This is a genomic window from Pseudomonas sp. 6D_7.1_Bac1 (assembly GCF_025465945.1).
Lineage (GTDB): Bacteria > Pseudomonadota > Gammaproteobacteria > Pseudomonadales > Pseudomonadaceae > Aquipseudomonas.
This window is the reverse complement of the sequence record NZ_JANLNW010000060.1, coordinates 42648-55621: the sequence shown is the minus strand read 5'-3', so window position 1 is coordinate 55621 and position 12974 is coordinate 42648. Positions and strand designations below refer to the sequence as shown.

Annotated in this window: 13 protein-coding genes; 10 read left to right on the top strand and 3 right to left on the bottom strand. The window is 60.9% G+C overall.

Going from position 1 to position 12974, the window contains the following annotated elements:
- Position 1: 1 nt before the first annotated feature.
- The 10 genes from rlmH (at position 2) to NTD87_RS16405 (ending at position 10058) form a co-directional block, all read left to right on the top strand.
- Positions 2-469 (top strand): 23S rRNA (pseudouridine(1915)-N(3))-methyltransferase RlmH, encoded by a 468-nt coding sequence (gene rlmH / locus NTD87_RS16450; protein WP_003185785.1) that lies wholly within the window; start codon positions 2-4, stop codon positions 467-469.
- A 12-nt stretch (positions 470-481) separates the two neighbouring features.
- A complete protein-coding gene (gene mrdA, locus NTD87_RS16445; RefSeq protein WP_262115074.1) occupies positions 482-2377 on the top strand; it encodes a penicillin-binding protein 2 in 1896 nt (631 codons plus the stop codon).
- 31 nt (positions 2378-2408) lie between these two features.
- The gene (rodA, locus tag NTD87_RS16440; protein ID WP_123423501.1) at positions 2409-3512 is read left to right on the top strand and encodes a rod shape-determining protein RodA; all 1104 of its coding nucleotides are present in this window, start codon (positions 2409-2411) and stop codon (positions 3510-3512) included.
- A 17-nt stretch (positions 3513-3529) separates the two neighbouring features.
- On the top strand, positions 3530-4540 hold the full coding sequence (gene mltB, locus NTD87_RS16435; protein ID WP_262115073.1) for a lytic murein transglycosylase B: 1011 nt from the start codon (positions 3530-3532) through the stop codon (positions 4538-4540).
- Positions 4540-5550: a septal ring lytic transglycosylase RlpA family protein gene (locus NTD87_RS16430; RefSeq protein WP_262115072.1), complete on the top strand. Its 1011-nt coding sequence runs from the start codon at positions 4540-4542 to the stop codon at positions 5548-5550. Before mltB ends, NTD87_RS16430 begins: the two co-directional genes overlap by 1 nt.
- Before the next feature lie 193 nt (positions 5551-5743).
- On the top strand, positions 5744-6901 hold the full coding sequence (locus tag NTD87_RS16425) for a D-alanyl-D-alanine carboxypeptidase family protein (protein WP_262115071.1): 1158 nt from the start codon (positions 5744-5746) through the stop codon (positions 6899-6901).
- A gap of 81 nt (positions 6902-6982) precedes the next feature.
- Complete coding sequence (locus NTD87_RS16420; RefSeq protein ID WP_008152827.1) at positions 6983-7258, top strand: DUF493 domain-containing protein; 276 nt, start codon at positions 6983-6985, stop codon at positions 7256-7258.
- Entirely contained in the window at positions 7258-7905 is a 648-nt protein-coding gene (gene lipB, locus NTD87_RS16415) for a lipoyl(octanoyl) transferase LipB (RefSeq protein ID WP_262115070.1), read from the top strand. Before NTD87_RS16420 ends, lipB begins: the two co-directional genes overlap by 1 nt.
- A gap of 31 nt (positions 7906-7936) precedes the next feature.
- Complete coding sequence (lipA, locus tag NTD87_RS16410; protein WP_162491279.1) at positions 7937-8935, top strand: lipoyl synthase; 999 nt, start codon at positions 7937-7939, stop codon at positions 8933-8935.
- A gap of 172 nt (positions 8936-9107) precedes the next feature.
- A complete protein-coding gene (locus NTD87_RS16405) occupies positions 9108-10058 on the top strand; it encodes an LD-carboxypeptidase (protein WP_262115069.1) in 951 nt (316 codons plus the stop codon).
- 129 nt (positions 10059-10187) lie between these two features.
- Here NTD87_RS16405 and NTD87_RS16400 read toward each other — a convergent pair whose 3' ends face one another.
- The 3 genes from NTD87_RS16400 to holA form a co-directional block, all read right to left on the bottom strand.
- Positions 10188-11510 carry a lytic murein transglycosylase gene (locus NTD87_RS16400; protein ID WP_262115068.1) on the bottom strand — a complete coding sequence of 441 codons (1323 nt, stop codon included), beginning with the start codon at positions 11508-11510 and terminating at the stop codon, positions 10188-10190.
- A 72-nt stretch (positions 11511-11582) separates the two neighbouring features.
- Entirely contained in the window at positions 11583-11738 is a 156-nt protein-coding gene (gene arfA, locus NTD87_RS16395; protein WP_019693801.1) for an alternative ribosome rescue factor ArfA, read from the bottom strand.
- A gap of 183 nt (positions 11739-11921) precedes the next feature.
- Positions 11922-12959 carry a DNA polymerase III subunit delta gene (holA, locus tag NTD87_RS16390; RefSeq protein ID WP_262115067.1) on the bottom strand — a complete coding sequence of 346 codons (1038 nt, stop codon included), beginning with the start codon at positions 12957-12959 and terminating at the stop codon, positions 11922-11924.
- Positions 12960-12974 lie beyond the last annotated feature (15 nt).

The following is a 12974-nucleotide window of genomic DNA, read 5'->3' as shown; positions in this document are numbered from 1 at the left end:
TGTGCGACTGCGTCTGATCGCCGTCGGTTCACGCATGCCCAAATGGGTGGAAGAAGGCTGGCATGAATATGCCAAGCGTCTTCCGTCCGAGCTGGCGCTGGAACTGGTGGAAATTCCGCTCAATACCCGTGGCAAGAACGCTGACGTGGCGCGCTTCATCCGTCAGGAAGGCGAAGCCATGCTGGCCAAGGTGGGCCCGAACGAGCGCATCGTCACCCTGGAAGTGCATGGCAAGCCCTGGAGTACCGAGCAACTGGCGGTCGAACTGGACCGCTGGCGGCTGGACTCGCGCACGGTGAACTTCATGGTCGGCGGCCCCGAAGGGCTGGCGCCGGAAGTCTGTGCGCGGGCTGATCAGCGCTGGTCGCTGTCGCCACTGACCTTGCCGCACCCGCTGGTGCGGATTCTGATTGGTGAACAGTTGTATCGCGCCTGGACAGTGCTGTCCGGGCACCCTTACCACAAGTAGTTCTGCGCCCTCATGTCTCAACCGATCCGCATCAAGGACCACGAGAAAGACGCCCGTCTGGTGCGCGGCCGGGTCGTGTTCGGGGCAATTGCGGTGGTCACGCTGATCGGCGTGCTGATTGCGCGGCTGTATTTCCTTCAAGTGATTCAGTACGAGTACCACTCGACCCTGTCGGAAAACAACCGCGTCCATGTTCAGCCGATTCCGCCGACTCGTGGGCTGATCTACGACCGTAATGGCGTGGTGGTGGCCGATAACCGGCCCAGCTTCAGCCTGAGCATGACGCGCGAGCGCTCGGGTGACTGGAAGCAAGTGCTCGATGTGATCGTTGAAGTGCTGCAACTGACGCCCGAAGACCGGGTGGTCTTCGAAAAACGCATGAAGCAGGGGCGCCGACCGTTCGAGCCGGTGCCGATCCTGTTCGAGCTGTCGGAAGAGCAGATCGCCCGGATCGCGGTGAATCAGTTCCGCCTGCCGGGTGTCGAAGTGGTTGCGCAGCTGGTGCGTCACTATCCGCAGGGCGCGCATTTTGCGCACTCGGTCGGTTACATGGGACGGATCAACGAAAAAGAGCTCAAGTCTCTGGACCCGGTGAGTTACAGCGGCACCCATCAAATTGGCAAAACCGGCATCGAGCGTTTCTACGAGCCGGAGTTGCACGGTCAGGTCGGTTACGAAGAAGTCGAGACCAACGCCCGTGGCCGCGTGCTGCGGGTGCTCAAGCGCACCGATCCGATTCCCGGCAAGGACATCGTCCTGAGCCTGGACATCAAGTTGCAGGAAGCCGCCGAAGCTGCATTGGGCGGGCGCCGAGGTGCGGTGGTGGCGCTGGACCCGAACACCGGCGAAGTGCTGGCGATGGTCAGTCAGCCGAGTTTCGACCCGAACCTGTTCGTGACCGGCATCAGCTTCAAGGCCTATGCCGAGCTGCGTGACTCCATCGACCGGCCACTGTTCAACCGCGTGCTGCGCGGTCTGTACCCGCCGGGTTCGACCATCAAGCCGGCCGTGGCGATTGCCGGGCTGGACTCCGGTGTAGTGACCGCTTCGACCCGGGTTTTCGACCCGGGTTACTACATGCTGCCCAACTACGATCACAAATACCGTAACTGGAACCGCACCGGCGACGGCTACGTGGATCTGGACACGGCAATCATGCGGTCCAACGACACCTATTTCTATGACCTGGCGCACAAGCTGGGGATTGATCGGCTGTCGACGTATTTGGGCAAGTTCGGTATCGGCCAGAAGGTCTCGCTGGATATGTTCGAAGAGTCGCCGGGGCTGATGCCGTCCCGCGAGTGGAAGCGCGCAACCCGCCGTCAGGCCTGGTTCCCGGGTGAAACGCTGATTCTGGGGATCGGTCAGGGCTACATGCAGTCCACCCCGTTGCAACTGGCCCAGGCTACCGCGCTGGTCGCCAACAAGGGCAAGTGGAACCGTCCGCACCTGGCCAAAACCATTGAAGGCGAGAAACCGTTGGACCCGAACCCGGTGCCGGACATCGTTCTGCGCGATCCGTCGGACTGGACCAAGGTCAACCACGGCATGCAGCAAGTGATGCACGGTGCCCGCGGCACCGCGCGTAAAGCGGCGATTGGCTCGCAATACCGGATTGCCGGTAAATCGGGTACCGCCCAGGTGGTCGCGATCAAACAAGGCGAGAAGTACGACCGCTCCAAGGTTCAGGAGCGCCACCGTGACCACGCCTTGTTCGTCGGCTTTGCGCCGGCCGACAACCCGAAAATAACCGTGGCGGTGATGGTCGAGAACGGTGAGTCCGGTTCCGGTGTCGCGGCGCCAGTGGTGCGGCAAGTCATGGATGCCTGGCTCCTGGGCCAGGACGGCCGACTCAAGCCCGAGTTCGACAGCCCTATCAGCGCGGAGGCTACGGCCCGTGAAGAGTAATTTTGATCGCATCCTCTCCAGTGAGGATGTGATGCGTCGCCGCGCGACGCTGTTGCAGCGCATGCACATCGACGGCCCCTTGCTGATCCTGCTGCTGATCCTCGCTGCCGGCAGCCTGTTCGTGCTGTATTCGGCCAGCGGCAAGAGCTGGGACCTGCTGGCCAAGCAAGCGACGTCGTTTGGCATCGGCCTGGTGTCGATGATCGTCATCGCCCAGTTCGAACCACGGTTCATGGCGCGTTGGGTGCCGCTGGGCTATGTGCTCGGGGTGATCTTGCTGGTGGTGGTGGACGTGATGGGCCACAACGCCATGGGCGCCACGCGCTGGATCAACATTCCCGGGGTGATCCGCTTCCAGCCCTCGGAATTCATGAAGATCCTGATGCCGGCGACCATTGCCTGGTACCTGTCCAAGCGCACCTTGCCGCCGCAGCTCAAGCACGTCGGGGTCAGTCTGTTCCTGATTGGATTGCCGTTCATATTGATCGTCCGTCAGCCGGACCTCGGTACCTCGCTGCTGATCCTCGCGGGTGGAGCTTTCGTGCTGTTCATGGGTGGCCTGCGCTGGCGCTGGATCCTCAGCGTGGTCGCGGCGGCCGTGCCGGTGGCCGTCGCCATGTGGTTCTTCATCATGCACGACTACCAGAAGCAGCGGATCCTGACCTTCCTCGATCCGGAGAGCGATCCGCTTGGCACGGGCTGGAACATCATCCAGTCCAAGGCCGCCATCGGTTCCGGCGGCGTGTTTGGCAAAGGCTGGCTGCTGGGTACCCAGTCGCACCTGGACTTTTTGCCGGAAAGCCATACCGACTTCATCATCGCGGTGATGGGCGAAGAGTTCGGTCTGGTGGGCATTTGCGCCCTGCTGCTGATTTACCTGTTGTTGATTGGCCGTGGGCTGGTAATTACCGCCCAGGCGCAGACACTGTTCGGCAAATTGCTGGCCGGCAGCCTGACCATGACGTTTTTTGTTTATGTTTTCGTCAACATCGGTATGGTCAGTGGCCTGTTGCCGGTGGTGGGGGTGCCGCTGCCGTTCATTAGCTACGGCGGAACTTCGCTGGTGACGCTGCTGTCAGCGTTTGGGGTTTTGATGTCGATCCATACCCATCGTAAGTGGATCGCACAGGTTTGAATAAGGTGAAGATTTCAATGCAAGTAATGCGTGGCTGGGCGACTCGATACGCTCCGTGGGTCGGCCTGGTAAGCATCCTTGGTGCAGCGCAGGAAGCGCTGGCCGGCGATTATGAAGGCTCGCCGCAAGTGGCCGAATTTGTCGGTGAGATGACCCGCGACTACGGTTTCGCCGGCGAACAGCTGATGGGCGTGTTCCGCGAAGCCGAGCGCAAACAATCGATTCTCGACGCGATCTCCAAACCGGCCGAGCGGGTCAAGCAATGGAAGGAATATCGTCCGATGTTCCTGACCGATGCGCGGATCGCTCGGGGCGTGGACTTCTGGCGCCAGCACGAAGCGGTGCTGGCCCGCGCCGAGCGCGAATACGGTGTTCCGGCCCAGGTGATCGTCTCGATCATCGGCGTTGAAACCTTTTTCGGCCGAAATACCGGCAATTATCGGGTGATCGACGCCTTGTCGACCCTCAGTTTCGACTACCCTCCACGTGCCGAGTTTTTCCGTAAGGAATTGCGTGAGTTCCTGCTGCTGGCCCGCGAAGAGCAGGTCGACCCGCTGACGCTTAAAGGCTCGTACGCCGGCGCCATGGGCTTGCCGCAGTTTATGCCGAGCAGTTTTCGCGCCTATGCGGTGGATTTCGACGGTAGTGGCCACATCAATATCTGGACCAATCCGGACGATGCCATCGGCAGCGTTGCCAGCTATTTCAAGCGTCACGGCTGGGTGGCTGGCGAGCCGGTGGTCAGTCGGGCCGATGTGCGCGGCGATCAGGTCGACGAAGGCTTGACCACCGGCATCGAGCCGACGAAAACCGTCGGGGAGTTGCGGGCGTTGGGCTGGTCGAGTCATGATGCGCTGCGCGATGATATGCCGGTCACCGCTTTCCGTCTGGATGGTGACAATGGTCCAGAATACTGGATGGGTCTGAAGAATTTTTACGCGATCACGCGTTATAACCGCAGCGTGATGTACGCCATGGCGGTACATCAGTTGTCTGAAATGCTGGTCCAAGCACGGGGCGTCAAGTAATGCTGGCATCGCCAATCCGTAAACCCCTGAAGCTGGTGGCTTTCGCCGCGTTGACGTTGCTGGTGGTCAGCTGTTCGACCAGCCGTGCGCCGCAACAAAAAACCACGACCGCCATACGCGCAACACCAGGGCTGGATATCAACCGTGCCCACAAAGACGGTGCGCCGTGGTGGGATGTGGACATCTCGCGTATTCCCGACGCCACACCGACCCTGCACACCGGGCCTTACAAGGCCAATCCGTACACCGTGTTGGGCAAGACCTACTTTCCGCTGGCCGAATCCAAGCGTTATGTCGCCTCCGGCACGGCGTCCTGGTATGGCACCAAGTTTCACGGCCAGAACACCGCCAACGGCGAGGTGTACGACCTGTATGGCATGAGTGCCGCACACAAGACCCTACCGTTACCCAGTTACGTTCGGGTGACCAACCTGGACAACAACAAGAGCGTGATCCTGCGGGTCAACGACCGTGGGCCGTTCTATTCGGATCGCATCATCGACTTGTCCTACGCGGCGGCCAAGAAACTCGGGTATGCCGAGATCGGCACTGCGCGGGTCAAGGTTGAAGGCATCGACCCGCAAGAGTGGTGGGCGGCGAAAGGCCGGCCAGCACCGTTGATGCTCAACGAGCCGCAAGTCGCGCAAAATAGTGCGCCGGTGATTACGGCGTCGGCCGGCACCGTCGAGCAATGGACACCGCCGCCGCAGCAACACGCCGCGGCCGTTGTGCCGGTGCAGATCGATGCAAAAAAAAACGCTTCTGTACCAGCCTCTGGCCAGTATCTGCAGGTGGGCGCGTTCGCCAACCCGGACGCTGCAGAACTCCTGAGATCGAAGTTGAGCGGGATGGTGAGCGCTCCGGTGTTCATCAGCTCGATCGTACGCAATCAACAGACGCTGCATCGGGTTCGCCTGGGGCCAATCGGTTCGCAGGGTGAAATCGCGCAAGTGCAGAACAGCGTGCGTCTGGCCAATCTCGGTTCGCCGAGCCTGGTGACTGCCGAGTAAGTAATTCCTGATTCAAGGTTCGCTTGCGGTTTGGGGGGCGAACCTGAGTTGTTGGCTCGTCGAACAATAAAAACCCGGCAAGGGTTAGAGAGTGAACAACTGAACACGCGATAACCCGCAGGCTCAGCGCCTGGGAGGTTGTCAGATTAGTTTTGCCCGTAGGGCAGTTTCCATTAGCGATTTCGAGAGACGGATGAACATCACCACCTTTGCCAAACGCCTGTGCCTGCTAGTCCCGCTGCTGATCTCACCCGCCGCTTTCGCGGTCGAGATGATGCCGTCGCCACCGCAACTGGCCGCTAAAGCCTATGTGCTCATGGACGCCAGCAGCGGCAACGTGCTGGTCGAGAACAACGGTGACCAGCGTCTGCCGCCCGCTAGCCTGACCAAACTGATGACGGCCTACATTGCGACCCTGGAAATCCGTCGCGGCCAGATCGGCGAAAACGATCCGGTCACCGTCAGCGAAAACGCCTGGCGCACCGGCGGTTCGCGGATGTTCATCAAGGTGGGCTCGCAGGTGACCGTCAGCGACCTGCTGCACGGCATCATCATCCAGTCGGGCAACGACGCCAGCGTCGCGCTCTCCGAGCACATCGCCGGCAGCGAAGACGCCTTCGCCGATCTCATGAACAAGACCGTTGCCGATCTGGGCATGGCCAACAGTCACTTCATGAACCCGACCGGTCTGCCGAACCCGGAGCACTACTCCACGGCTCACGACATGGCCGTTCTGGCGCGCGCGATCATCCACGAAGACCCGGCTCACTATGCGATCTACTCGCAGAAAGAGTTCTTCTGGAACGGCATCAAGCAACCGAACCGCAACCTGCTGCTGTGGCGTGACAAGACCGTTGACGGTCTGAAAACCGGTCACACCGAAGAAGCCGGCTACTGCATGGTGTCCTCGGCAGTACGTGATGGCATGCGCCTGATCGCCGTGGTGTTCGGCACCAACAGCGAAAGTGCTCGTGCGGCTGAAACCCAGAAGCTGCTGACCTATGGTTTCCGCTTCTTCGAAACCCAGACCTTCTATCAGAAAGGCGCTGAGCTGGCTCAGGCTCCAGTCTGGAAGGGCACCACCCACCAGGTCAAAGCCGGTCTGGCTGAAGACCTGACCATGACCCTGCCTAAAGGCCAGCTGAAAAAGCTCGCTGCCAGCATGACCATGAACCCGCAACTGGTCGCACCGATCGCCAAGGGCGACGTGATTGGTAAAGTCGAAGTGAAACTGGACGACAAGGTCGTGCATAGCGCCGATCTGATCGCGCTGGACGCGGTCGACGAAGGTGGTATCTTCCGCCGCATGTGGGATAGCATCCGTCTATTCTTCTACGGCTTGTTCAACTGAATTTAGTGTGGACCTGCATGGCCCCGTTCCGACCCGGAGCGGGGCCATGTCCGTTGCCACGGCTTGCGAGGCCGTTACGCCATGACAGATACCGAAGTAAAGGCGCCAAAGATCGAATTCCCCTGCGCGGATTACCCGATCAAGGTGATCGGCGATACCGGTGTGGGCTTCAAGGACAAGATCATCGCGATCCTTGAGAAGCACGCCACCGTAGACCACAAGACCCTGGCCGAGCGCCAGAGTACCAATGGCAAGTACACGACCATCCAGTTGCACATTATCGCTACCGGCCAAGAACAGCTGTACGACATCAACAGCGAGTTGCGGGCTACCGGTTTCGTGCACATGGTGTTGTGATGTCCGAACCGCTGGGCTTTCGCGAGCTCGGCCAGCTGGCTTACGAGCCGGTCTGGCATGCCATGCAACGGTTCACCAACGAGCGCGGCAGCGACCGCGCCGATGAAATCTGGCTGGTCGAGCATCCGCCGGTTTTTACCCAGGGCCAGGCCGGCAAGGCTGAGCATCTGCTGCTTCCCGGCGATATTCCGGTGGTGCAGGTCGACCGTGGTGGTCAAGTGACTTACCACGGCCCGGGTCAGTTGGTGGCTTATCTGCTGCTGGATGTGCGCAAGCTGGGTTTCGGCGTGCGTGACCTGGTCAGCCGGATGGAGCAGTGCCTGATCGAGCTGCTGGCCAGCTACGGCGTCACCGCCGTGGCCAAGGCCGATGCGCCGGGCGTCTACGTCGACGGTGCAAAAATCGCTTCTTTGGGTCTGCGGATCCGCCACGGTTGCTCCTTTCATGGCCTGGCCTTGAACGTGGATATGGATCTGGAGCCGTTCCGACGGATTAACCCCTGTGGCTACGCCGGGCTGGCCATGACCCAGCTGCGTGACCATACAGGGCCGATTGAATTTGCCGAGGTAAGTGCCCGGCTGCGTGCGCAGCTCGTCAAACACCTCGACTATGCTGAGCAGACGACCCTAACGGGCGGAATCGACTGATATGACTACTGCGCAAGACGCTGTGCAAACCATGATCCCGACGCTGGATGTTACCGAGCGCCCGGCCCCGCGCGCCAAAGTGGAAGCTGGCGTAAAGCTGCGCGGCGCCGAAAAGGTTGCGCGCATCCCGGTGAAGATCATTCCGACCACCGAATTGCCGAAAAAGCCTGACTGGATTCGCGTGCGCATCCCGGTTTCCCCGGAAGTCGACCGTATCAAGGCCCTGCTGCGCAAACACAAGCTGCACAGTGTCTGCGAAGAAGCCTCCTGCCCGAACCTCGGCGAGTGCTTCTCCGGTGGCACCGCGACCTTCATGATCATGGGTGACATCTGCACCCGTCGTTGCCCGTTCTGCGACGTCGGCCACGGTCGTCCGAAGCCCTTGGACGTCAACGAGCCGGAAAGCCTGGCCATCGCCATCGCCGACCTGAAACTGAAGTACGTGGTCATCACCTCGGTGGACCGCGATGACCTGCGTGACGGCGGTGCCCAGCACTTCGCCGATTGCATCCGTGAAATCCGCAAGCTGTCGCCAAACGTGCAGCTGGAAACCCTGGTGCCGGACTACCGTGGCCGGATGGACGTGGCCTTGGCCATCACCGCCGCCGAGCCGCCGGATGTGTTCAACCACAACCTGGAAACCGTGCCACGCCTGTACAAGGCGGCGCGTCCGGGTTCGGACTATCAGTGGTCGCTGACCCTGCTGCAAAAATTCAAGCAGATGATGCCGCACATTCCGACCAAGTCCGGTTTGATGCTGGGTCTGGGCGAAACCGACGAAGAAGTCATCGAAGTCATGAAGCGCATGCGCGAACACGACATCGACATGCTGACTCTGGGCCAATACCTGCAACCGTCGCGCAGCCACTTGCCGGTGCAGCGTTTCGTGCACCCGGACACCTTCGCCTGGTTCGCCGAAGAAGGCTACAAGATGGGCTTCAAGAACGTCGCCTCCGGCCCGTTGGTGCGCTCCTCGTACCACGCTGACGAGCAAGCGAAGCTGGTCAAGGCCGAGTTGATGTCGTCCTGATCCACAATGCCCGCAAGGCTTGAACCTTGCGGGCATTTTTGTTTATGGGTGCTACCCCGGTACCACGTCACATTCAGCTTGTTCCTGCACCCTGTGGGATGGCTGATCCTCTTCTGTTTGCCCCCGTTCCTGACTACTGTGTGTTGAAACATTCACACAGGGAGAATCACGGATGACCACTCGCTCGACCCTCGTTATTTCTGAGCACACGCAGGTCCCGGCATTACCCGCCGAGGGGCTGATCGGTATCATTGCGCCGGCAGGACCGGCGGCACTGGATACCGATAAGGCTTTTCAATGGATGCGCGCACGGGGGTATTCGCTGCGGATTTTCCCGGGCGTCCTTGAGAGCGACGGCTACCTGGCCGGCAGTGACGATGTTCGTCTAAAGGATCTGCATGAGGCGTTTGCCGACACGGCCATTGATGCGATTCTCTGCTTGCGCGGCGGTTACGGCAGCCCGCGCCTGCTGGACCGGATCGACTTCGAACTGCTGCGGCGCAATGCCAAGCCGTTTGTCGGTTACAGCGATATCACTGCGCTGCACCTGGCCATCAGCCGTTATGCGGGGTTCGTGACCTTTCACGGGCCGATGCTCAATGCCGACTTGCTCGGGGACAAGCAGCAACCTACCGAATCTTCGTTGTTCAGCCTGCTCAGAGGCCAACTGAGCGCCGGAAGTCTGCTGGCTCATCCGGTGGCATACCCTTTGACCACGATCGAGCCCGGCATCGCTCATGGGCGTTTGTTGGGCGGCAACCTGTCAATGATCACCGCGACCCTGGGCACACCGTTTGAAATCGATACCGATGGCATCATTCTGTTCATCGAGGACATCAACGAGCCGCTGTATCGCATCGACCGGTTGCTGACCCATCTGCGCCTGGCCGGCAAGTTGAGCCGTCTGCGTGGGGTGCTGGTGGGGGATGTGGCAGGCGTGGACAGCGATGCATTGGCGCAGTTGCTCAAGCAAACCTTCGAGCCGTTGCGCATTCCTGTGCTCGCTGGCTGGCGCAGCGGCCATTGCGACCCGAACCTCACGCTGCCCATGGGCGCGTTGGTGCGGCTGGATGCGGGGAGCAAGGAGTTGTGGCTGGAGCAGGATGTGGTGTTCAGGCGTTAGAGTGTGGTTGCCAGTTAGTCAGTCTTCGCGAGCAGGCTCGCTCCCACATTAGACCGTATTTCCATGAAGGAACTCGGTCACCTGTGGGAGCGAGCCTGCTCGCGAAAGCGGTATCCGCCATACGGTTGACTATCGGTTACGCAAACCTTCCAGCAACTTGTGTGTCGGGTAGCCATCCGCTGGCCAGCCAAACGACTGCTGGGCGCTGCGAATGGCCTTGCGGGTGTTGGCGCCGATGATGCCGTCGGCGTTACCCGCGTCGTAGTTATTGGCACTGAGCAAGCTCTGCAGTTCGATTCGCTCGGAACGGCTCAAGGGCAGGTCGTCTTTCGGCCAGTCGCCGTTGATCAGGCCTGCCCCGGTGAAGCGCTCGGACAACAGATTGACGGCCAATGCATAGGACGACGAATTGTTGTATTTGAGGACGGCGCGGAAGTTGTCGAGGATCAGGAAGGCCGGGCCGCGATAGCCGGCAGGCAACAGCAGGGCGGCTGACAGCTGCTCGGTGCCGGCCGGAATGCGGGCACCGTTAGGAAGCTTCAAGCCCAGTTGCATCCACTCGGAGACGCTTTTGCGAATCGCACCGTCAGCCAGCAAATAGTCGAAACCGCTCGCCAGTTGCACTTCGAAGCCCCAGGGCTGACCTTTCTGCCAGCCGGAGCTTTGCAGGTAATGGGCGGTCGAGGCCAATGCGTCGGTCGGGCTGCCCCAGATATCGCGGTGACCGGTGCCGTCAAAATCTACCGCGTGGGTGAGATAGGTGGTCGGGATGAACTGGGTCTGGCCCATGGCGCCGGCCCAGGAACCGAGCATTTTCTCGGGTGTGATATCCCCTTGTTGCAGAATCTGAAGCGCAGCCAGCAATTGGGTGTGGGCAAAGCCTGGGCGCCGGCCTTCGTAGGCCAGGGTCGCCAGCGAACGGATCACTGACTTGTCACCCTGGAAACTGCCGAAGTTGCTTTCCATGCCCCAGACCGCCACAAGTGCCTGGCGGTCGACACCATAATGCTGCTCGATGGTGGTCAAGGTCTCGGCGTACTGGCTGAGTAATGCCTGGCCTTTGCGCACGCGCGCGGCGGAGAGCGCGCCATCGAGGTATTCCCACACCGGGCGGGTAAACTCCGGTTGGCTGCGGTCGGCGCGGATCACGCTCATGTCCGGCGTGACACCGGCAAAGGCGAGGTCGAACACGTCCGGGCGGATACCGGCTGCGAGGGCGTCCTTGCGGAAGCCGGCTTCCCATTCTTCAAAGGTCTGGGTCGGCTGGATATCGAGGTTGTCGCCAGTCGGCACTACCGGGGGGATGATGGCCGGGGCGCTCGCAACGGGGACGGTTTGAAGCGGTTGCGCGTCGGCAGCGGTGGGTTTTTCCGCGCAGGCGACAAGCAGAACAAGGCTGGAGGCAGCAATCAGTTGGCGCAGGTGCCAACGACGGGAAAGACAAAGGGGCATGCACAGGTCCAGATAATACGAATCAGGTGCAGACCTTATCATGCCGAGGGGGAGCGGGGTGATGTTGAAGTTTCAAGCCGCCAGAAAGTAAGAAGCCTCCCAGCTTTTAGACTGGAAGGCTTCGCGGCGGTAGCTGCCTTTGCCCTTGCCGGGTTGTTCCTGACGGCTGCGGAACAGTGGCTGGGCGACAATGGATTTGGCCTTGTTGGGCCGCTTGTGTTTGCTCATGGGCGGTTCTCTCGGTGAGTGGTTTTCGCGGGGCAAATCATCGGCCGAAGTGGGGATTCTGTCTAGTCCCTACGATGTGTAGGACCTTTCGGCCCTCATCGCGAGCAGGCTCGCTCCCACAAAGTTGACGCTATTCCTGTGGGAGCGAGCCTGCTCGCGATGGCCGTTATGCGGTCGAAAGACTTACTCGGCGGGCAATGAAAGGCGCTGGCCGGCCATCAACAACGACAAACGACTCAGGCTCATCCACGGTGAGCCCGCGGCCTGGCCTTTGATTTGTGCGTCGATCCGCTGGGCATCGAGCAGCAGCTGCGCCCAGCGCTGTGCCGAATGGCGTTGCAGGGCTTTGCTCATCAATGGTTTGCGCTTGTCCCAGATGGGTGGTCGGGCCTGACTGAAGGCCTTGTCCAACGGCACGCCCTGGCTGTATTGCAGCGACAGGTTGGCCAGCAGCCGAAGTTCGCGGGCCAGCGCCCAAAGAATCACGGGAGGCTCGACGCCTTCGCCGCGCAAGCCTTCGAGCATGCGCAAGGCATGGGCGGCTTCGCCGTTAAGAATCGCATCGGTCAGCCCGAAAACATCGAAGCGCGCGCTGTCAGCCACCGCAGCTTGCACCGTTTCAACCGTAATCTGGCCACCTTCGGCCATCAACTTGAGCTTTTCGATTTCCTGGGCGGCGGCCAGCAGGTTGCCTTCCACTCGTGCGGCGATCAGCTCAACGGCGTCCTGGCTGGCGGCAAGCCCGGCCTGGGACAGACGCTGACGAATCCATTGCGGCAACTGATTGGCATCCACCGGCCAGATTTGCACGAACTGGGTCTGCGGACCTTCGACCAGCGCCTTGCCCCACTTGGTTTTCTGCGCACTGCCGTCAAGCTTTGGCAGGCTGATCAGCAGCAAGGTGTCTTCGGCCGGACGCGAGCAGTACTCCATCAGTGCGGCTGCGCCCTTGTCGCCGGGTTTGCCGGACGGCAAGCGCAGCTCCAGCAAGCGCTTTTCGGCGAACAACGACATGCTGGCGCCGGCTTGCAGCAGCGTACCCCAGTCGAAACTGGCGTCTGCGCTGAACACCTGACGCTCGTCAAAGCCTTGCTGGCGGGCAGCGACACGGATCGCGTCGGCGGCCTCCTGGCACAATAGCGGGTCATCGCCACTGATTATGTACACCGGCGCAAGGGCGCCTTGCAGGTGTTTGCCGAGCTGGGCGGGGGCTAGTTTCATAAGGCGGGGCGAACG

Bases quoted from the DNA above. Each gene is read 5' to 3' on its own strand.
- mrdA (WP_262115074.1), top strand. From the start codon at position 482: ATGTCTCAACCGATCCGCATCAAGGACCACGAGAAAGACGCCCGTCTG.
- rodA (WP_123423501.1), top strand. From the start codon at position 2,409: ATGCGTCGCCGCGCGACGCTGTTGCAGCGCATGCACATCGACGGCCCC.
- mltB (WP_262115073.1), top strand. From the start codon at position 3,530: ATGCAAGTAATGCGTGGCTGGGCGACTCGATACGCTCCGTGGGTCGGC.
- NTD87_RS16430 (WP_262115072.1), top strand. From the start codon at position 4,540: ATGCTGGCATCGCCAATCCGTAAACCCCTGAAGCTGGTGGCTTTCGCC.
- NTD87_RS16425 (WP_262115071.1), top strand. From the start codon at position 5,744: ATGAACATCACCACCTTTGCCAAACGCCTGTGCCTGCTAGTCCCGCTG.
- NTD87_RS16420 (WP_008152827.1), top strand. From the start codon at position 6,983: ATGACAGATACCGAAGTAAAGGCGCCAAAGATCGAATTCCCCTGCGCG.
- lipB (WP_262115070.1), top strand. From the start codon at position 7,258: ATGTCCGAACCGCTGGGCTTTCGCGAGCTCGGCCAGCTGGCTTACGAG.
- lipA (WP_162491279.1), top strand. From the start codon at position 7,937: ATGATCCCGACGCTGGATGTTACCGAGCGCCCGGCCCCGCGCGCCAAA.
- NTD87_RS16405 (WP_262115069.1), top strand. From the start codon at position 9,108: ATGACCACTCGCTCGACCCTCGTTATTTCTGAGCACACGCAGGTCCCG.
- NTD87_RS16400 (WP_262115068.1), bottom strand. From the start codon at position 11,510: ATGCCCCTTTGTCTTTCCCGTCGTTGGCACCTGCGCCAACTGATTGCT.
- arfA (WP_019693801.1), bottom strand. From the start codon at position 11,738: ATGAGCAAACACAAGCGGCCCAACAAGGCCAAATCCATTGTCGCCCAG.
- holA (WP_262115067.1), bottom strand. From the start codon at position 12,959: ATGAAACTAGCCCCCGCCCAGCTCGGCAAACACCTGCAAGGCGCCCTT.